The organism is Pseudarthrobacter niigatensis, assembly GCF_030812615.1.
Classification (GTDB): domain Bacteria; phylum Actinomycetota; class Actinomycetes; order Actinomycetales; family Micrococcaceae; genus Arthrobacter; species Arthrobacter niigatensis.
The window spans coordinates 132,588-151,044 of sequence record NZ_JAUSTB010000006.1; the positions used below are offsets into that span (position 1 = coordinate 132,588).

At 67.6% G+C, this 18,457-nt stretch carries 18 protein-coding genes and 3 tRNA genes; 16 read left to right on the forward strand and 5 right to left on the reverse strand.

The window, feature by feature from the left end; all coding sequences use genetic code 11:
• Positions 1-783 carry an alpha/beta hydrolase gene (locus J2T23_RS10985; protein ID WP_307359904.1) on the reverse strand — a complete coding sequence of 261 codons (783 nt, stop codon included), beginning with the start codon at positions 781-783 and terminating at the stop codon, positions 1-3.
• Positions 784-922: 139 nt separating this feature from the next.
• Here J2T23_RS10985 and J2T23_RS10990 point away from each other — a divergent pair, with 139 nt between their 5' ends.
• Positions 923-2,395: a YibE/F family protein gene (locus tag J2T23_RS10990; RefSeq protein ID WP_307360136.1), complete on the forward strand. Its 1,473-nt coding sequence runs from the start codon at positions 923-925 to the stop codon at positions 2,393-2,395.
• A 40-nt stretch (positions 2,396-2,435) separates the two neighbouring features.
• Here J2T23_RS10990 and J2T23_RS10995 read toward each other — a convergent pair whose 3' ends face one another.
• Positions 2,436-3,656, reverse strand: coding sequence for a globin domain-containing protein (locus tag J2T23_RS10995; protein ID WP_307359907.1), 1,221 nt, complete (start codon positions 3,654-3,656; stop codon positions 2,436-2,438).
• A gap of 133 nt (positions 3,657-3,789) precedes the next feature.
• On the opposite strand from J2T23_RS10995, the gene dusB reads away from it, so the two are divergent.
• The 10 genes from dusB (at position 3,790) to J2T23_RS11045 (ending at position 12,198) form a co-directional block, all read left to right on the forward strand.
• Complete coding sequence (dusB, locus tag J2T23_RS11000) at positions 3,790-4,968, forward strand: tRNA dihydrouridine synthase DusB (protein WP_307359910.1); 1,179 nt, start codon at positions 3,790-3,792, stop codon at positions 4,966-4,968.
• Positions 4,961-6,280, forward strand: coding sequence for a deoxyguanosinetriphosphate triphosphohydrolase (locus tag J2T23_RS11005; protein WP_370871401.1), 1,320 nt, complete (start codon positions 4,961-4,963; stop codon positions 6,278-6,280). Before dusB ends, J2T23_RS11005 begins: the two co-directional genes overlap by 8 nt.
• A 113-nt stretch (positions 6,281-6,393) precedes the next feature.
• On the forward strand, positions 6,394-6,705 hold the full coding sequence (locus tag J2T23_RS11010; RefSeq protein ID WP_141161043.1) for a hypothetical protein: 312 nt from the start codon (positions 6,394-6,396) through the stop codon (positions 6,703-6,705).
• Position 6,706: 1 nt separating this feature from the next.
• A complete protein-coding gene (locus tag J2T23_RS11015; RefSeq protein WP_141161042.1) occupies positions 6,707-7,792 on the forward strand; it encodes an FAD:protein FMN transferase in 1,086 nt (361 codons plus the stop codon).
• Positions 7,785-8,342 (forward strand): ferric reductase-like transmembrane domain-containing protein, encoded by a 558-nt coding sequence (locus J2T23_RS11020; RefSeq protein WP_246839737.1) that lies wholly within the window; start codon positions 7,785-7,787, stop codon positions 8,340-8,342. The genes J2T23_RS11015 and J2T23_RS11020 overlap by 8 nt, the downstream gene beginning before the upstream one ends.
• Positions 8,339-9,607, forward strand: a complete 1,269-nt coding sequence (locus tag J2T23_RS11025) for an NADH-ubiquinone oxidoreductase-F iron-sulfur binding region domain-containing protein (protein WP_307359916.1) — start codon at positions 8,339-8,341, stop codon at positions 9,605-9,607. The genes J2T23_RS11020 and J2T23_RS11025 overlap by 4 nt, the downstream gene beginning before the upstream one ends.
• A complete protein-coding gene (locus J2T23_RS11030) occupies positions 9,604-9,864 on the forward strand; it encodes a ferredoxin (RefSeq protein ID WP_141161040.1) in 261 nt (86 codons plus the stop codon). The genes J2T23_RS11025 and J2T23_RS11030 overlap by 4 nt, the downstream gene beginning before the upstream one ends.
• Positions 9,865-9,892: 28 nt before the next feature.
• Complete coding sequence (dnaG, locus tag J2T23_RS11035; protein ID WP_307359920.1) at positions 9,893-11,836, forward strand: DNA primase; 1,944 nt, start codon at positions 9,893-9,895, stop codon at positions 11,834-11,836.
• 94 nt (positions 11,837-11,930) lie between these two features.
• A tRNA-Asn gene (locus tag J2T23_RS11040) sits at positions 11,931-12,003 on the forward strand.
• Between the two features lie 122 nt (positions 12,004-12,125).
• Positions 12,126-12,198 (forward strand) — tRNA-Asn (locus J2T23_RS11045).
• Positions 12,199-12,264: 66 nt separating this feature from the next.
• Here the strand turns inward: J2T23_RS11045 and J2T23_RS11050 are convergent.
• The 3 genes from J2T23_RS11050 to J2T23_RS11060 form a co-directional block, all read right to left on the reverse strand.
• Positions 12,265-12,672 (reverse strand): hypothetical protein, encoded by a 408-nt coding sequence (locus J2T23_RS11050; protein ID WP_141161038.1) that lies wholly within the window; start codon positions 12,670-12,672, stop codon positions 12,265-12,267.
• A 79-nt stretch (positions 12,673-12,751) separates the two neighbouring features.
• Complete coding sequence (locus J2T23_RS11055; protein ID WP_141161037.1) at positions 12,752-12,931, reverse strand: glycine zipper 2TM domain-containing protein; 180 nt, start codon at positions 12,929-12,931, stop codon at positions 12,752-12,754.
• A gap of 58 nt (positions 12,932-12,989) precedes the next feature.
• Entirely contained in the window at positions 12,990-14,213 is a 1,224-nt protein-coding gene (locus tag J2T23_RS11060) for a multidrug effflux MFS transporter (protein WP_307359923.1), read from the reverse strand.
• A 178-nt stretch (positions 14,214-14,391) separates the two neighbouring features.
• On the opposite strand from J2T23_RS11060, the gene J2T23_RS11065 reads away from it, so the two are divergent.
• The 5 genes from J2T23_RS11065 to J2T23_RS11085 all read left to right on the forward strand — a co-directional run bounded on the left by J2T23_RS11065 (position 14,392) and on the right by J2T23_RS11085 (position 18,337).
• Complete coding sequence (locus tag J2T23_RS11065; protein ID WP_141181133.1) at positions 14,392-15,243, forward strand: phage holin family protein; 852 nt, start codon at positions 14,392-14,394, stop codon at positions 15,241-15,243.
• 100 nt (positions 15,244-15,343) lie between these two features.
• Entirely contained in the window at positions 15,344-15,967 is a 624-nt protein-coding gene (locus J2T23_RS11070) for a CDP-alcohol phosphatidyltransferase family protein (protein ID WP_141181134.1), read from the forward strand.
• The gene (locus J2T23_RS11075; RefSeq protein WP_141161033.1) at positions 15,967-16,875 is read left to right on the forward strand and encodes a DMT family transporter; all 909 of its coding nucleotides are present in this window, start codon (positions 15,967-15,969) and stop codon (positions 16,873-16,875) included. Before J2T23_RS11070 ends, J2T23_RS11075 begins: the two co-directional genes overlap by 1 nt.
• A gap of 117 nt (positions 16,876-16,992) precedes the next feature.
• Positions 16,993-18,189 (forward strand): glycosyltransferase, encoded by a 1,197-nt coding sequence (locus J2T23_RS11080; RefSeq protein WP_307359927.1) that lies wholly within the window; start codon positions 16,993-16,995, stop codon positions 18,187-18,189.
• A 74-nt stretch (positions 18,190-18,263) separates the two neighbouring features.
• Positions 18,264-18,337 (forward strand) — tRNA-Ile (locus J2T23_RS11085).
• Positions 18,338-18,457: the final 120 nt, after the last annotated feature.

The window sequence follows — 18,457 nt, forward strand, 5'->3', positions numbered from 1 at the left end:
CTACAGGGTGACGTGTACGGCGGACTCGGGCAGCAGCTCCACGAACGCACGGGACGGCTGGACGCCGGCGCCCGTGCTTTCGGCGAAGGATTTGATGACAAACCCGGTGGCCAGGGTGTGCCACACGCGGACTTTCCGGAGCATGAAGTGCCCCACGCCCTTGAGCGAGACGTACTGCATGCTCGCCGCGTCCGCGGACGCCCGGCGGGCAAAGGCCAGCGACTGCGAGGGGCTGGTCATATGGTCGGTGGTGCCATGGATGATCAGCACCTTCCGGCTGGCGACCCGGTAGGCAGGGGTTTCGGGGCTCAGCCATGGTGCCAGTGCCACCACGGCCTCCACCTGTGGGTGGTCTGCCGCGCACATGGCGGTCAGCCCGCCCATGGAGTGGCCCAGCAGGAACACGGGAACGCCCGGGTGGCGGTCCGCAATCTGCTGCAGCGCCCAGCGGGCATCCTGGAGCGGGGACATGTCGGAGCCGTTCCAGCCGCGGACGCTGTTGCGCAGGGACCACACCGCCAGCCCATGCTTCCGGCCGGCACGGTGCAGGTCCCTGGCGAAAGGGACCATCCTGGCCGGGCTAAGGTGCCGGGCCTCCACCGGGTCCCGGCTGTGGGCCTTGCCGCCATGCAGGACCAGGACCACGCCCCGGGTGTTGCCGGATGCTTCAAGGACGCTCAGGACCGGCCGATGGGCGGAAACGCGCGGCACCTGCCCAGCCTGTACACCGCCCTTGTCGGGTGCTCCGTTTCTGCCGCCCCCATGCCCACCACGGTTGTCCATGCCAGGTTCCTCCCCATCCGATGGTCCATTTATAAACCCTATGGCGCCGCACGTAGAGTTCAACCATGAGGTTGTACTGCTGATGGGCGCCGGTCACTCCCACGCTTCCTTGGATCATTCGGAGCCGACGCCCCAGGCGATGGCTGCCCGCAGCAAGGCGAACCGGATCCTGGCCGCCGTGCTCATTCCGCTGGCACTGCTGACCCTGGCCGGGATGGCGGCGCTATGGCCATCCGGCAGCAAGGAAGGGGTTTCGCTCGCCAACCCGTACTCCACCGCCCCCGGCGTCACCTTCGATACCGGCACCATCCAGAGCGTGGTGACCGGGAACTGCATGCAGGGGAGTGCCCAGCAAGGGCCGGCCCAACAGGCGCCCGGCCAGCAAGGGGGAGGCCAGCAAGGCGCGCAGCAGCCACCGGGCAAAGGCTCGGACTGCACGTTCGCCTACACCGAGCCCGACAAGGGCGGCAGCCCGGTCAAAGTGGTCATCAACCCGGATGTGGCCTCATCGCACGGGGTCAAGCCCGGGGACCAGATCCGCTACCTGAACCTGTCCAACGCCCAGGGCGCCGGCGGATCGCAGGGATCGCCGGCGTACATCTTCGTGGACTTCGTCCGGACCCTTCCCATCATCCTGCTCGCCGTGCTGTACGCCGTGGTGGTCATCGCCGTCGCCAGGTGGCGCGGACTCCGGGCCCTGATCGGGCTGGTGGGGGCATACTTCGTGCTCGCGAACTTCCTGCTCCCGGGCCTGGTGGAGGGGAAACCGCCGCTGTTGTTGGCCCTGGTGGGATCCACCGTGATCATGATCGGGGTGCTGTACTTCGCCCACGGGTTCTCCGCGCGCACGTCCACGGCGCTCCTGGGCACGGTCTTTGGACTGGCAATCACCGCCCTGCTCGCAGCGTGGGCTACGGATGCGGCCAACCTGGCCGGCGTCGGGAGCCACGACGCCGCCACCCTGGTGAACACGTCGTCCAACATCTCCATCTCCGGCGTGATCCTCTGCGGGCTAATCATTTCCGGCCTGGGCGTCCTCAACGATGTCACCATCACCCAGTCCTCAGCCGTGTGGGAGCTTTACGAGCTTGCACCGGCCAGCAGCGCCCGGAAGCTGTTCACTTCCGCCATGAGGATCGGCCGCGACCACATCGCATCCCCGGTGTACACCATTGCGTTCGCCTACGCGGGCGCCGCGCTGCCCATCCTGATCATCGTCATGCTCTACGACCGGCCCCTGCTGGACACGCTCACCAGCGCCGAACTCTCCGAGGAGGTGATCCGGACGCTGGTGGGTTCCATCGGGCTGGTCCTGGCCATTCCGGTCACCACGCTGATCGCCGTGCTGGTGGTGAAGGCCACCGGGGTTCCGGTGCCGGGTCCCGTCCCGGCAGGCGGAGTCCATCCGCCCGTCGCCGGGCCAGGGGACGGAAAGCACGACGACGGGCACAGCCACGCGGACGACGTCGCGGACACCGGGGCGCTCGCCGCGGCCGTGCTTGAGGAACGCAGCCGGCGCGCCGCCGTCGAACCCGCCGCCGTGCACACCGACGCGCCGGTGCCTCCGGAAGTACCCGCCACCCGCCGGGGCCGGCGGGCGGACCGCGGCTGACCTGCGGACCAGGGGCTGGACCGGCGTTCGCTGGAGGCGGCTACTGGTAGTCGGCCAGCCAGAGGTCCGGTCCGAAGACTTCGTACTGGATGTCCTTCGCCCGGACACCTGCCCCCACCAGGGCGGACCGTACGGCCTGCATGAAGGGCACGGGACCGCAAAGGTAATACTCGGCGTCGGACGGCAACGAGATGTCCTTGACGTTCATGAAACCCGGGTGCACCGTACCGGCGTCGCTGTCCGCGGAGGAGCCTTCACCGTCCGGCTCCAGGAACCACGACGTGAGGGAGGCGTCCGCCAGCGCCGCAAGGTCGGCCGTCACCTGGTTCCGCAGGGCAAAGGAGGCCGGGGAGTCGGCCGCATGCAGGAACAGGACCTTCCGCTGGGAGCCGGACTTGACCAGGTGGGACAGCATGCCGGCCATGGGCGTGATGCCGATTCCCGCGCTCGCCAGCACCAGGGGCCGGTCCGTGTATTCCAGGACGACGTCGCCGAAGGGGGCGGAGAGGGTGACCTCGTCGCCAACGTTGACGTGGTCGTTCAGGAGGTTGGACATTTCGCCGTCCGGCGCCCCCTCCGCGCGTACCCGCTTGACGGCGAAGCGCCGGTGCTGGCCGTCGTCTGCCTGGGTCAGGCTGTACTGGCGGGGCTGCAGGACGCCGTCGGGCATCTGCATCCGGAGGGTGACGTACTGTCCCGGCAGCGATGGCTTGACTTCGCGCTCGTCGGTCCGCTCCACCACGAAACTGACAACGTCATCGGTTTCCTGGATCTTTTCGGCCACCCGCCATGTGCGCCACACAGTTTCCGGGCTGAGCCGGACGGCGTCGTAGAGCCCGCGTTCCTTGTTGATGAGCATGTTGGCCATGAGCCAGTAGACCTCGTCCCAGGCCGCGGCCACCTCGGGTGTCACGGCGTCGCCCAGGACATCCACGATGGCCCACATCAGGTTGTCGTGGACCACCTGGTATTGCTCAGGACTCAGGCCCAGGGAGACGTGCTTGTGCGAAATGCGGGACAGCAGATGGTCCGGCAGGTGGGTGGGGTCGTTGACCAGGAAGCCGGCGAAAGCGGCAACCGAACCGGCCAGCGCCTGTTGCTGCCGGCCATCTGCCTGGTTGCCGCGGTTGAACAGGCCGTTGAGCAGCTCGGGGTGTTCGCCGAACATGTGCTTGTAGAAACGGGACGCGATTTCCTGGATGTGTTCGCCCACCACGGGAAGGGTGGCCTGGATGACGGGATATGAGGTCTCTGACAGCATGGGTAAGTCTCCTTGAAGCGTCCTGGCTGGTGGTCCGTCCCCGCGCCACGCTAACAGCCGGCCGGAACGGGGGGTCAGGTACTTTGGCACTGGCCGGAAGCACCGATTTGCCCGGCTTTGCAACAATGGACAGGTGACTGTTGCTGCAACTCCTCCCGCCCCCAAGCTGGAACTCCCGCCCCTGAAGCTGGGACCCATCACGGTGGACACCCCGGTGATCCTCGCCCCCATGGCCGGCATCACCAACTCCGCCTTCCGCAGGCTCTGCCGTGAATACGGCGGCGGCATGTACGTGGCGGAGATGGTCACCTCCCGTGCGCTGGTGGAGCGGACCCCCGAATCCCTCCGCATCATTTCGCACGACGACGACGAGAAAGTGCGCTCCGTCCAGCTCTACGGCGTGGACCCCGGCACGGTCGGCGCTGCCGTGCGGATGCTCGTGGAGGAAGACCGGGCCGACCACATCGACCTAAACTTCGGCTGCCCTGTCCCCAAGGTAACCCGGCGCGGCGGCGGCTCGGCACTGCCCTGGAAGATCGATCTCTTCACCTCGATCGTGCAGACCGCCGTCAAGGAAGCCTCCAAGGGCAACGTTCCGCTGACCATCAAAATGCGCAAGGGCATCGACGATGACCACCCGACGTACCTCGACGCCGGCCGCATCGCCCGTGACTCCGGTGTCGCCGCCGTCGCACTCCACGGCCGGACGGCCGCCCAGTTCTATTCCGGCAAGGCCGACTGGTCCGCCATCGCCCGGCTCCGCGAGGCGCTGCCCGACATTCCGGTGCTGGGCAACGGCGATATCTGGTCCGCCGAGGACGCCGTCCGGATGGTCCGCGAAACCGGCGTGGACGGCGTGGTGGTGGGCCGCGGCTGCCAGGGCCGGCCGTGGCTCTTCGGTGACCTGCAGGCCGCGTTCGAAGGCAGCGACGTCCGGCACCGGCCCAACCTGCGCCAGGTGGCCGAAGGCGTGTACCGCCACGCCGAGCTCATGGTGGAAACCTTCGGCGACGAAGGTAAGGCGCTGCGTGAGATCCGCAAGCACATTGCCTGGTACTTCAAGGGCTACGTGGTGGGCGGGGAACTGCGCACGCGGCTTGCCCTGGTGACCAGCCTGGAGGTACTCCGGGACACACTGGCCGAACTGGACCTGGACTCGCCCTACCCCGGGGTGGACGCCGAAGGCCCCCGCGGCCGCGCCGGCTCCCCGAAAAGGCCGGCCCTGCCCAAGGACTGGCTGGACTCCCGGGCACTCAACGAGGACCAGTCCAAGGACATTGCGGCAGCAGAACTGGACGTTTCCGGTGGCTGAAGCTTCGGTTGCCGGGCACCGGCCCGCGGGAACCCCCACCGCGGCCCTGGCGCTGCCCGGTTACGACACGCACGATTCCGCCCGCTGGGTGGAGGAGCCGCCCAAGAACACGTACCGCTCAGACTTCGAACGGGACAGGGCAAGGGTGCTGCATTCGTCCGCGCTGCGCCGGCTGGGCGCGAAAACCCAGGTGGTGGCCCCGGACACGGACGACTTCGTGCGCACCCGCCTTACGCACAGCCTGGAAGTGGCGCAGGTGGGCCGCGAACTGGGCCGGGCCCTGGGCTGCGACCCGGACGTGGTGGACACGGCCTGCCTCAGCCACGACCTGGGCCACCCGCCCTTCGGCCACAACGGCGAGTCGGCGTTGAACGAGGTGGCACATGCCATCGGCGGCTTCGAGGGCAACGCCCAGACCCTCCGCCTGCTCACCCGGCTCGAGCCCAAGGTGCTCACGGCTGACGGCCGGCCCGCGGGCCTGAACCTCACCCGCGCAAGCCTTGACGCGGCGTCGAAATACCCCTGGTCAGCCCTGGAAGCGCCGGTGATCCATGGCCAGCGGACCAGCAAGTTCGGAGCCTACGAGGACGACCTCCCCATCTTCACCTGGCTCCGCGAAGGCGCCCCGGAACGCCGGAGCTGCCTGGAAGCCCAAGTCATGGACCTCGCGGACGACATCTCATACTCGGTGCACGACGTGGAGGACGCGATTGTTGCCGGCCACTTCCAGCTTCGCTGGATGGACAACCCGGACCACCGCGCCCGCGTGGTGGGCTACGCCAAGCAGTGGTACCTGCCGCACAACGACCCCGCGGCCATCGATGCCGCACTGGCCCGGCTGGAGGCCACGGATGTCTGGGTGCGGGAGGCCGATGGCAGCCGTAAATCGATGGCGGCGTTGAAGAACATGACCAGCCAGCTGATTGGCCGGTTCTGCCAGAGCGCCCTGGAAACCACCCGTGCCGTCTACGGGCCGGAAAACCTGACGCGCTATAACGCCGAACTCATGGTTCCCGACGAAACCGTCATGGAAATCGCGGTGATGAAGGGCCTGGCCACCACGTTCGTGATGACCACCGAGCACCGGCAGCCCATCTACGAGCGGCAGCGGGAAGTGCTCCACGCCCTGGTCACCGCCCTCAGCGCTACGGGGGACCGGCACCTGGAGCCGATGTTCGCGGCAGACTGGCGGGCGGCGGACGACGACGGCGCGCGCCTGCGCGTCGTCATCGACCAGGTGGCGTCCCTGACGGACGGCTCCGCGCTGGCCATGTACGAGCGCCTGGTGGGAAGCCTGCCCTCGCTCTGGTGACCAGCCCTGGTGCGGCCGGACGTCCCTGCGATCAACAGCTTCCTTAAAGCATCTTCACAGGAAGGAGGCGCACCATGGGAGGAAAGACAGGCCGCTAGGAACGGGAGCTGGTCATGAGTACTCGCAGCAGGGGCAAGCGCCTTGCCACCGGGATCACCGCGGCCGTGGGCGTTGGCAGCTTCGCCGCCGCCGGGGTCGCGGCATCCGCCGTCTACGCCGCAACGCCCTCCGTGATCGCCAGGACCACTCCCGCCACCGACACCAGCACCACACAGTCAAGCACGCCCAAATCTGACGACGATAACCGCGGGACCACCAAGAACAACACCTCACGCCGCTCGAAAACCTACGGCAGTTCCGGCAGCACCACGCCGGTCCAGCCGGGAAAAGGCAGTACCGTCCATGGCCGGTCATCGGGGTCCTGACATGGCAGGCTCCGGCAGGGCCGCTCCCGGCGCAGCCGGCACCTGGACCGCCGAACAACCTTCGCATGCGAGCAACACTGCGTCGCCGGACAACACAGCACGGGCCAGCTGGACTGTCTGGGAACTTGAGGCATCGGTCACCGTCACCGATCCAGAACTGCTCGCCGCCGCCGAAGAGGCCGTCCGCGGCGTTGTAGCGGCAATCGACCTCGCCTGCAGCCGCTTCCGGGAAGACTCCGAACTGATGATGGTCCAGTCCCGGATGTCGCAGGGCGTAGGCGTCAGCCCCCTGTTCCGGCTTCTGCTCGAGCGCGCACTGGAGGCGGCCCGGCTCACCGGCGGCGATGTGGACCCCACCCTCGGAGCTGAGCTGGCCGCCTTGGGCCATGGCCCGGAATGGCAGAGGCCCGGGCTCACCAGCATCCCGGTGCCGCTGCAGCCCGCACCTCCCCGGCGGCCTTCGGTACCGCGGGCACCCGGCTGGACCCGCCTGAACCTCGACGCCTCGACCCTGACCCTCCCGGCCGGCCTCCGGCTGGACCTGGGAGCAACAGCGAAGGCAGTCGCAGCCGACCTCGCCGCTGCCGCCGTGCACCAGGCACTGGGTTGCGGGGTGCTCATCAACCTGGGCGGCGACCTGGCCAGCGCAGGCCCGGGGCCGCGGGAGGACAGCGGGCCCGGCCAGTGGCAGGTCATGGTGCAGGACCTTCCTGCCGACCCCTGCCAGCAGGTCTCCCTGGCCCCGGGCTTTGCCCTGGCCACATCCAGTACGCAAAAGCGCCGCTGGAAGCACCAGGGGACCGAGGTGCACCACATCCTTGACCCCCGTTTTGGCCTGCCGGCCGAGCCGGTCTGGCGGTCGGTGACCGTTGCCGCCCCCACCTGCCTGGAAGCGAACGCGTTCAGCACGGCGGCAGTCGTCCGCGGCTTCGCTGCCGTGGACTGGTTCCGGGCCGAAGGCATAGCTGCCCGCCTGGTGGACAGCCGGGGCAGGGTGGTCACCACCGGGGACTGGCCTGCCGACAACGGCAGCCCTTCCCTGGCCGCCGGCGGAAGCTCCCATGCCGGGGGTGGCCGCCGTGGATGAAGCAATGTGGGCGTTCGGGCGGGTCAGCGGCTTCGTGTCCCTGGCACTATTCACCGTGTCCGTGCTGCTGGGGATCCTCAACAGGTCCGGCCGCCCGCTGCTGGTGCTGCCCCGGTTCTCCATCAGCCTCCTGCACCGGAACATAGCGCTGCTCGCCACGGTGTTCCTGGGGCTGCACGTGGGATCCCTGCTCCTGGACTCGTTTGCCAAGCTGAACCCGGTGGACGTCGTCGTCCCGTTCCTGGGCTCGTACCAGCCGTTTTGGCAGGGACTGGGGACGGTGGCCCTGGACCTCGTCCTCGCGGTGGTGGTGACGGGCCTGCTGCGGCACCGGATCGGGCAGCGTAGCTTCAAGGCCGTGCACTGGCTCAGCTACGGCGTCTGGCCGGTCGCCATGGCGCACGCCCTCGGCAACGGCACCGACGTCTCCAGCGGATGGTTCCTCCTGCTGGCCGTCGCGTCAGCGGTCGCCGTAGCGGCGGCCCTGCTGTGGCGCCTGAGCCCTTCCTTCCTCGAAACCTCCCATGCCAGGCAAGGACGCGTCCTGTGACCCACCCCCATGACACCCACCAGCCGGTGCCGCTCCACGCGGAACAGGACAGCCTGCGGCAGCAGCCGCGGCTCCTGGCCGCAGGCCCAGGCGCAGGCTGGTCACAGCATCTTGAGGCGTTTGGGCCCTGGGAAGCGCAGGCTGCCGGACCCGGGCTGCTGGACACGCTCGCCGCAGCCGGGCTCACCGGGCGGGGCGGCGCCGCGTTCGAAACCTGGCGCAAAGCCAGTGCCGCTGCAGGGTCCGGAAGGAAAGGCATGTTCGCGGCCAGGCCGGTGGTGATTGCGAACGGTGCAGAAGGCGAACCCCTGAGCTTCAAGGACCGGACCCTCCTGGCCCATGCACCCCACCTGGTCATCGACGGGCTCGTTGCCCTGGCCGAGGCACTGGGCGGCGCAAGCATGTACATGTACGCGCCGGCGGCCAGTCTTCCCCGCGTGGAACAGGCCGTCGGCGAACGTCCCCGGGGCAAGCGGATCCGCATGGTCCAGGCTCCCGAAACCTTCATCTCCGGTGAGTCGAGCGCCGTCGTCAACATGATTGCCAACGGCAGCGCCATCCCCACGGACCAGCGGCCCCGCCTCAGCGAATCCGGCCTCAACGGCCGGCCCACGCTGGTGGTCAACGTCGAAACCCTTGCCCAGGTTGCCCTGATTGCCCGTTACGGAGCGCCGTGGTTCCGCCAGGCGGGGACACCGGCTGACCCCGGCACCCGGCTCGTGTCCGTTTCCGGCCCTGCCCCGGTACCGGACGTCGTGCTGGAAGTGCCCGGCGGTGCACAACTTTCGGCGGTCCTGCAGGAGGCCGGGATGGATCCTGCCGCCCTGTCCGCCGTCCTGGTGGGTGGCTATCACGGGCGGTGGGTGCGGCCCGCCGCGCACGCGCTCTCTCCAGCGGGGCTGCCCGGCCGGACCGTCCGGCCGGGAGCAGGCGTGATCCATGCCCTGGACCTGCAGGCGTGCGGCATCCAGGCCACTGCCAGGATCGTGGGCTACCTGGCCGACCAATCCGCCCGGCAATGCGGACCCTGCATGTTCGGGCTGCCGGCCATGGCGTCCATCCTGAACCGGATCGCCGGCGGGGAAACCAATCACCGGCTTGCTTCCGAGCTTGACCGGCTGGGGAAGCTGGTTTCGGGACGTGGCGCGTGCCGGCACCCGGAGGGGACCGCCGGCCTGGTCGGCAGCGCCCTGGAGGTCTTCGCCGGCGACTTCCGCGCCCACCTTTCCGGCTACTGCACGGGCCCGGGAGGAGCAGCGGCATGAAAACCCACCTGCACATCGACTGGACCAGCTGCGACGGCCGCGGCCTGTGTGTCGAACTGCTTCCCGGCGTACTGGACCGGGATGACTGGGGGTACCCGGTGGCACGGGGGAAGGTGGGCCGGGACCGGACAGATGTTCCGCTGCGTGATGCCGACCGGGAAGCCGCGCAGGAGGCCGTCATCCTGTGCCCCAAGCTGGCGCTGAGCCTGCTGGAGGGAAAGGCTCCGGAACCACAGAAGCGGGCGCCGGGGACGTGAAGCCGGGCGGTGACACTAAGATTGCTGTGTGGCTGGGCTGATTAAACGTGAAGATATCGACGAAGTACGCCAGCGCACGGACATCAAGGAAGTGGTTGACGGCTACGTCACGCTCAAGGGTGCGGGGCTGGGAACCTTCAAGGGCCTGTGCCCCTTCCACGACGAGCGCTCGCCGTCCTTCACCGTCCGTCCCCAGGTAGGCCGCTACCACTGCTTCGGCTGCGGCGAGGACGGCGACGTCATCGCCTTCGTCCAGAAGCAGGACCACAGCTCCTTCCAGGAAGCCGTGGAGAAGCTTGCATCCCGGATCGGCTACGAGTTGCGCTACGAGGACGGCGGCACCGGCCCCAACCGTGAGGAAGTGGGCCGGCGCCAGCGGCTGCTGGACGCACATAAGATCGCGGACGAATTCTTCCGGGCCCAAATGCTCACCCCCGGCGCCGCCACGGCCCGCAACTTCCTGTTTGGCCGCGGCTTCGACCGGGCCGCCGCGGAACACTTTGGCTGCGGTTACGCACCCCAAGGGTGGGATGCGCTGCTGAAGCACCTCCGCGGCCGCGGCTTCACCGACGCCGAGCTCAAGCTGACCGGCATGTTCAGCGAAGGAAACCGGGGCATCTACGACCGTTTCCGCGGCCGCCTCATCTGGCCCATCAAGGACATGGCCGGCGACACCATCGGCTTCGGCGCGCGCAAGCTGTATGAGGACGACCAAGGCCCCAAGTACCTCAACACCCCGGAGACCACCCTCTACAAGAAGTCACAGGTCCTCTACGGCATCGACCTCGCCAAACGCAGCATTGCCAAGGACCGGCAGTTGGTGGTGGTGGAGGGCTACACGGACGTCATGGCGTGCCACCTCGCCGGGATCACGACGGCGGTGGCCACCTGCGGCACGGCGTTCGGCACCGAACACATCAAGATCGCCCGCCGGCTTTTGTCCGACGACGGCACCGGGGGAGAAGTGGTGTTCACCTTCGACGGCGACGCCGCCGGGCAGAAGGCCGCCCTGCGGGCCTTCGAAGAGGACCAGCGCTTCACCGCCCAGACCTACGTGGCCGTGGAACCCACAGGCGCCGATCCCTGCGACCTGCGCCTCAGCCGCGGGGATGACGCGGTGCACGCCCTGATCCAGTCCCGCCGGCCGCTGTTCGAATTCGCCATCCGCAGCACCTTGAAGCAGTTCAACCTCGATACCGTTGAGGGCCGCGTGCAGGGCCTCAAGGCTTCCGTGCCGGTGGTGGCCGCCATCCGGGATGCCTCCACCCGGACGGGTTACTGCCAGGCGTTGACCGGCTGGCTGGGCATGCCGGACCCCAACGAGGTCCTGCGCATGGTCAACGCAGAAGTGAAGAACGCCGGAAAGCGTGGCGACCCGGGACGGTCCCCGGTTCCGGGCCAGCCGCAGGCAGGCGGTCCCTCCCGCCCGGCTCCCGCCCAGCCCGGGGCGCCGGGCGTAGCTGCCGGGCCGTCGTCGGGCGTTGTCCCGTCCTTCCACCGGCCGGACCCCCGCGATCCCGTGGCCTCCATGGAGCGGCAGGCGCTGGAGGTGGCGCTGCAGCAGCCTGCGCTGCTGGCGGGCGGGGTGTGGGACCGCTTTGCCGCTGCCCGGTTCGCCATCCCTGCCTTCCAGGCCGTCCACCACGCCATGCGTGCCACGGGTCCCGGCCTGACCGTTGATCCGGTGCGCTGGGTGGAACACGTGATGCACGAGGTTCCAGAGCCCCTCCGGCCGCTGGTGTCGGAACTCGCCGTGGTGCCCCTGCCGGCCCATACTGAGGAAGCGGTCCTGAAATACTGCCGCGACATTCTGTCCCGGCTGTTCGAACTGCAGATCACCCGGATCAAGGCTGACAAAATGGGCCAGTTGCAGCGCCTTGACGCGGCGGCGGAGCCGGAAACCTACCAGCGGCTCAACCGGGAACTGATGATGCTGGAAATGGAACGCCGGGCCCTGCGGGCCGAGGCGTAGGGGTGGCCCGGGCCGCGGACCCGGGGTGGGCCAGGTCACGGCAGTCCGATTTCGTTTCCCCGCCGGGTGTTTGCTAGGCTGGTACCCGCTTCATTCCTCCTTAGCTCAATTGGCAGAGCATTCGACTGTTAATCGAAGGGTTGCTGGTTCAAGTCCAGCAGGAGGAGCTTCCAATCCCCGTTCCGGCTTCCGGAACGGGGATTTTTGTTTCCCCGCAAGGCAGGCTGGGCCTGGGGAACTGCCGATTTCCCTGTGCCGGAATCCTTTGCTAATGTCATACCTGCTTCATTCCTCCTTAGCTCAATTGGCAGAGCATTCGACTGTTAATCGAAGGGTTGCTGGTTCAAGTCCAGCAGGAGGAGCGCAACGAAAAATCCCCGTTCCTCCGGTTGGAGGAGCGGGGATTTTCTTATGCGGTGCCGCAGTGATCAGACGAAGTCCATTTCCACCTGCAGGAACCTTTCGGCCTCGGCGATGGCCGCCTGGAAGGCTTCCTTCTCGGTCGGCGACTTCCGGGGCTCGCGGGGGTTCCATTCGTGCGGCGCGGAGTGGATCCTCACGAAGCCGGCGTCCGGGGGAGCGTAGAAGATTCCGAAGCGCTGCACCGGCCATTCAGGGGAGGTTTCCGGCGCCACCAGCAAGGCCGCGTTGAAGGCGGGATTGAACCATTGGGCGATGGGCCGGCGCCGGTCTTCGGTGAACAGTCCCGCAGCGTACAGGGCCGCCGACTGCTGGCCTGCCTGCGCACACAGCCGCTCCCACCACAGTGGCAGGATCCGGGCGTCGCACCGTTGCCATGTGGCCGGAAGTGGCGGTTGGTTCTGCCAGTTGGGCACGGCATCATTTTATCGCGGGAGGGACCCGGACGGCAGGGAATGCCGCACCGGACCGGCCATAACAATCAGTGCCGGGAATTCAGCGGCGCCGGCGGGAGCCCGGGTTGACCCGGTACAGGAGCGCGGCGCCTGCCAGCGTCCCCAGGATGATGCCCCAGCCCGGGTTTCCCAGGAGACGGCCGGCGAAGTAGCCGACGACGGCGCCGAGCACCGCCCCGAGGAACAGTCCCCGTCCGTTACGGTGCGGTTTGCGGCTCACGGGCTGCCTTTCGATTGGAGGCAAAGGGGCTGGCACGCGCCCCTGATGATGGCCTGGCTCAGTGGATCGAGGGTACCGTGCGCGGCCGGACCACCAGCCACAGTGCGGCGGCCGCCAGGAGGATGCAGGCTGCCTGCACCCCGCCCATGGGCGCGGCGCTGGTGATGCCGAGCCAGCCCACCACCGGGGAAATGAGCCCGGCCATCAGGAACGTCGCGGCACCCAGCAGCGACGCTGCCGTTCCCGCCTGGGCCGCGTGTCCGGCCAGGGCGAGCACCTGGACGCAGGGGAACATGAAACCGGTGCCCAGGATGTAGAACCACAGCGGGACCATGACGCCCCACAGTCCCAGGCCGGCGCGGTCAAGAACCACGATCAACAGGGCCATCAGGAACATCCACGCCGTGGCGCCGGCCAGGATCCACTGCGGCGGGACGATCCGGATGAGCCGCGCACTGGTCTGCACGCCGGCCACGATGCCCAGGGAGTTGATGCCAAACAGCAGGCCGTACTGCTGGGCTGAAAACCCGAAGACGTCCTGGAACAGGAATGGCGAGGCCGAAAGGTAGGTGAACAGTCCGCCGAAGTTGAATCCCGCAACCATCAGCAGCCCCACGAAGATCCGGTCGCTGAACAGCGCTTTGTAGCGTTGCCGGGCTGTCATGCCGGTCCGCCCGCGTTTTTCCGGAGGCAGCGTTTCGCGCACCAGGAGGAGCGCGGCGACAACCACGAGGGTTCCGTACGCTGCCAGGAACACGAAGATGCCCGGCCAGGGCATCACCAGCAGAAGCTGTGAGCCGATGACCGGGGCAAGGATGGGCGCCAGCCCGTTGACCAGGGACATCCTGGAGAACATGCGCACCATGGCGTAGCCGGAAAACAGGTCGCGGACCATGGCCATGGCCACCACGCCGCCGCCGGCCGCGCCAACCCCCATCAGCACGCGGAAGATCCCCAGCGTGGCGATGTCCGCGGATACTGCGGCGCCCAGCGATGCCGCGATGTGCAGTGCCGTGGCCAGGATCAGCGGGGTCCGGCGGCCGAACTTGTCGCTGAAGGGGCCAACCACCAGCTGCCCGAACGCGAATCCGACCGTGGTGCCGGCCAGGGTGAGCTGAACCTGGGCCTCCGTCACCCCCAGGCTTGCCTCCAGCGCCGGAAAGGCGGGCAGGTAGAGGTCGATGGTAAACGGACCAAGGGCGGTCAGGGCGCCCAACAGGAGGATGTACAGGAGCTTCCGGCGGCGGCTCAGCAGGTCGCCCGGATTGGGGGGATTGGTCACGGAGAACAATCCTAGGCCCGCGCATGCCGGTTTTTGCAGCGTTGTAGGCCGCGCCCACCGGCAAGCCCCCAAGTTCGCCCTGAACCTGAATGGTAGTTTTGGTGGCGTGGACTGTGCGGCTGCACATTCCACACCCAACGGATGCAGTATCGACCCATGAACCAGTAAGGCGGAACCGATGAGCGGACGTCACAGCGGGCGTACCAGCCCGGGATTGCGTATCACTGCGCTGCCCGGGACGGCAAGACTCCTTTTCCGGTTGGCCCCCCGCCAGCTCAATGACGAGATCGCCTTCGCCAAGATCGAACTCAAGCGCAAGGGAATCCAGGTGGGGGTGGCCGCGGCCTTCTTCGCCGTCGCGCTGCTCTTCCTCGCATTCCTGGTGGTTGGACTGATCGTTGCGGCCATCATGGGCCTGGCCACCATCATGCCCGCCTGGCTGGCAGCCCTGCTGGTCTCCGCTGCTTTCCTGCTGATAGCCCTCATCGGCGGCCTGGTTGGCCTCGCGAGGTTCAAGAAGGCCATGCCGCTGATGCCGGAAGAGACCATCCGCGGCATCAGGCACGATATCGGGGTGGCCCGCGAGGGCTCGGCCTTCAACCCGGCCATCCTTGACCCGGAGAGCCCCGAGGCCAAGGCTGCCAAGGCCGCCAAGGCCGACGCAGCCGCCAAGGCAAAGGCGGAGAAGGAAGCCAAGGCCGCCCAGCACGAGCAGGAATTCCCGCACGCGTCCGAAGCAGATCTGGTGCGGCGCCTGAGCCAGCGCCGCCACCACCTCACCGAGGTCAGGGACGAACTCGGCACGGAGCTGGATGTGAAGACCCAGGCCCGCTACCTGCTCGCCGCCGCCCAGGTCAAGGCGCGCGAGGGCCAGGTGCTGGCGCGGCACGGCATGGAATCGGCGGGGCAGCGGTTCGCGGCAGTATCCGGCTCCGCCGACCTGTCCAGGCGCTGGAAGCCGCTGGCCGCCTTCGTCGCGGCAGGCACGGTCCTGGTGGTCCTCCTGCGCAGGCTCTTCCGCGCCAACTAGGTCCCGTTCCGCCACGCAAGATCCCGGCGGACGCTGTTTCCGCCTGTAAAGGCACAACCGAAAGACCGCGCCGCGGCGCTGCAGGAAGGAGAGGGGACGGGTGAAGTTCATTGGTGCAGGCGCCCGCCCCGGCCGTCCCCAGGTGGACCATGACCGCGTGGCCACCATCCCCAACCTGCTCACCGTGGTGCGGTTCATGGGCGTTCCGCTCTTCATCTGGCTTGTGCTGGCCCAGAAGGAATACGGGGCCGGGGTGGTTGTCCTGGCTGTCATGGCCGGGACGGACTGGATCGACGGCTACATCGCCCGCCGGTTCGACCAAGCCTCCAAGCTCGGCCGGGTCCTTGACCCCATTGCCGACCGCCTGGCCCTGCTGGCGGTGGCCTTCACCCTGGTGATTGCCGGCGTCGTGCATTGGCTTTACCTGGCGGCACTCGTGGTTCCCGATGCCGTCCTGTTGGTATTGACGCTCTCCCTCTTCCACGGACACCCGGACCTCCCGGTCAGCGTGGTGGGCAAGGTGCGGACCGGGCTGCTGCTGCTGGGCACGCCCCTGCTGCTCCTATCCCGCCTGGATACCGTCATGTCCGCCACCCTCCTCACCGCCGCCTGGGTGGTGCTGGGCCTGGGCCTGGTCGGCCACTGGATTGCCGCGTACAACTACTTTTGGGCCATGCTGCGCAAGGGCCGGGAACAACAACAGCACGACGGCGGGAACGGCTGATGGTGTGGCTTGCCGTCGGCCTGGCGGTGCTTGGCGCCTTCTGCCTTGCCCTGGGTGCCCAGCGCCAGGGGAGCGCGGTCAAGGCCGACACCGGTGGCCTGGCCCTCAGCTCGAACGGTTTCCTGCGCCTCCTGCGCAACCCCCGGTGGATGCTGGGGCTCCTGCTGTTGTGCACCGGCATGGCCATGAATGCCGTAGCCCTGGTCTCCGCGCCGCTTACCGTGATCCAGCCCATTGGTGCCATTGCCCTGGTGATCACCACAGTGGTCAACGCCAGGGACCAGGACCTGACGATCAACCGTGCCACGGCGGTCTCCATCGCCGCGTGCGTCACTGGGTCCGCGCTGTTCGTCCTCCTGGCGGTCAACGTGACCCAGGAGAACCACCATGTCAGCCCGGAAGACGAGCTCACCATCGTGCTGCTCCTGGCCCTGGCGGTGGGGCTGTTCGGCACGCTGGCCGTGATGTTCAGGCACCGGATGAACGCGTTCATCTATATCCTCGGCGCCGGCATCCTGTTCGGTTTCGTGGCGGTGCTCACCCGGATCATCGGCAAGCACCTTTTGGACCCGAATGGGCTCTTCCTGCTGAACGTCCAGTGGTATTCCGTGGTGGCCATCATCGCGGCCGGCGGCCTGGGGTCATGGTTCGTGCAGAGCGCCTACTCCACGGGGCCGCCGGACCTGGTGATCGCCGGACTCACGGTGGTTGACCCCATGGTGGGCATTGCCATCGGCATCATCATCCTGGGTGAACTGCGGCCCGACGTCCATGCGGTCATGGCCATTGCAATGGGAACGGCGGCCTGCCTTGCTATCGTTGGAGTCATCGCCCTTTCCCGGCACCACCCGGAAGTTACCAAGCGCAAGAAGGACGCGCGGAAGGCTTCCGGAAGGCCCACCCACTAGTTCACTTCCAGTCCAACGTCACCAGCAATTCCACGAAGCCCGGCGCCCCCTGCGCCAGCGGCCAACCGTGCTGTCAGTTCCACGCTGTCCGCACCGTGACCATCAGGAGTACTCCCCATGACCACGCCAGCCGACCAGCGACCCCTGACCATCCTGATCGCCGCAGACACCTATCCGCCGGACGTGAACGGTGCTGCCCAGTTCGGATACCGGCTGGCCAAGGGGATGACGGCCCGGGGCCACAACGTCCATGTCCTGGCTTCCCGCGACAGCAAGGGAAAGAGCTTCACCGAGTTCCGCGAGGAAGCCACGGTTCACCGGCTCCGCTCGCACAAGGCATTCACGCACGAGAGCTTCCGCCTCTGCTTCCCCTGGGAAATCAAGAAGGAAATCAGCCTCCTCTTCGACCGGGTCAACCCGGACGTTGTGCACATCCAGAGCCACTACATGATTGGCGAGCATGTGCTGTATGAGGCCGTGAAACGTGGCGTCCGCATTATCGCCACCAACCACTTCATGCCCGAGAACCTCAACCCCTTCCTGCCGTTCCCGCAGTGGTTCAAGGACATCATCGGGCGGGTCTCCTGGAAGGACATGGGCAAGGTCATGGGCCAGGCCGACGTCGTCACCACCCCCACCCCGCTTGCCGCCCGGGCCATGCACGAGCACGCGTTCCTGCGCAAAGTCCTGCCGTTGTCCAACGGCATCGACTCCGCCGCCTACGAACTGAAGCCCGGCGAGCACATCGAGCCGCACCCGCACCCCACCGTCCTGTTCGCCGGCCGCCTCGCCGAGGAAAAGCACGTGGACGTCCTGATCGAGGCCATCGGCAAGACGCCGCCGGAGCTGAACGTGCACCTGGAGATCGTGGGCGGCGGCGAAGTGCGGTCTGCCCTGGAGGACCTGGTGCGCCGGCTCGGGCTCACCGGGCGGGTCAAATTCCTGGGCCTGGCCAGCGACGAGGAACTGCGGACCGCCTATATCCGCGCCGACCTGTTCTGCATGCCCGGAACCGCGGAGCTGCAGTCGCTGGTGACCCTGGAAGCGATGTCCGCGTCAACACCCGTGGTCCTGGCCGACGCCATGGCGCTGCCCCACCTGGTCCGCGACGGCGAGAACGGGTACCTCTTCACGCCCAACGACAGCGACGACCTTGCCAAGAAGATCACCCAGGTCCTGGAACTGCCCAAGGAGGAACAGCGCGCCATGGGCCGGGCAAGCCGGCAGATGGTGGAACCCCACAGCATCCAGGGCACGCTGCAGACCTTCGAGGACCTGTACCGCGGCGCGTCCTACGAGGACAAAGTGGTCTGAACCCTTTCCCGTGTTTGCTAGAGTGTTCATGCCCTGCCGGAGCACGGCGGTCCACCGCCTGCTCCCGGGGCTTGGGGGCTATAGCTCAGCTGGTTAGAGCGCGGGACTCATAATCCTAAGGTCCTCGGTTCAAGTCCGAGTAGCCCTACCCATAGACCGCGGCCGACAATTTCTGTTGGCCGCGGTTTTCTTGGTTAACCCCACACCCTGCGGTATGTTACTGACCAGTAACATACCGTGCTCCGTTCCGCGGCATGGTCAGCGCTGA

Coding starts and splice junctions, on each gene's coding strand:
- J2T23_RS10995 (WP_307359907.1), bottom strand. CDS start 3,656: ATGCTGTCAGAGACCTCATATCCCGTCATCCAGGCCACCCTTCCCGTG.
- J2T23_RS11075 (WP_141161033.1), top strand. CDS start 15,967: ATGGTGTGGCTTGCCGTCGGCCTGGCGGTGCTTGGCGCCTTCTGCCTT.
- J2T23_RS11065 (WP_141181133.1), top strand. CDS start 14,392: ATGAGCGGACGTCACAGCGGGCGTACCAGCCCGGGATTGCGTATCACT.
- J2T23_RS10990 (WP_307360136.1), top strand. CDS start 923: ATGGCTGCCCGCAGCAAGGCGAACCGGATCCTGGCCGCCGTGCTCATT.
- J2T23_RS10985 (WP_307359904.1), bottom strand. CDS start 783: ATGGACAACCGTGGTGGGCATGGGGGCGGCAGAAACGGAGCACCCGAC.
- J2T23_RS11015 (WP_141161042.1), top strand. CDS start 6,707: ATGGCAGGCTCCGGCAGGGCCGCTCCCGGCGCAGCCGGCACCTGGACC.
- J2T23_RS11080 (WP_307359927.1), top strand. CDS start 16,993: ATGACCACGCCAGCCGACCAGCGACCCCTGACCATCCTGATCGCCGCA.
- J2T23_RS11030 (WP_141161040.1), top strand. CDS start 9,604: ATGAAAACCCACCTGCACATCGACTGGACCAGCTGCGACGGCCGCGGC.
- J2T23_RS11010 (WP_141161043.1), top strand. CDS start 6,394: ATGAGTACTCGCAGCAGGGGCAAGCGCCTTGCCACCGGGATCACCGCG.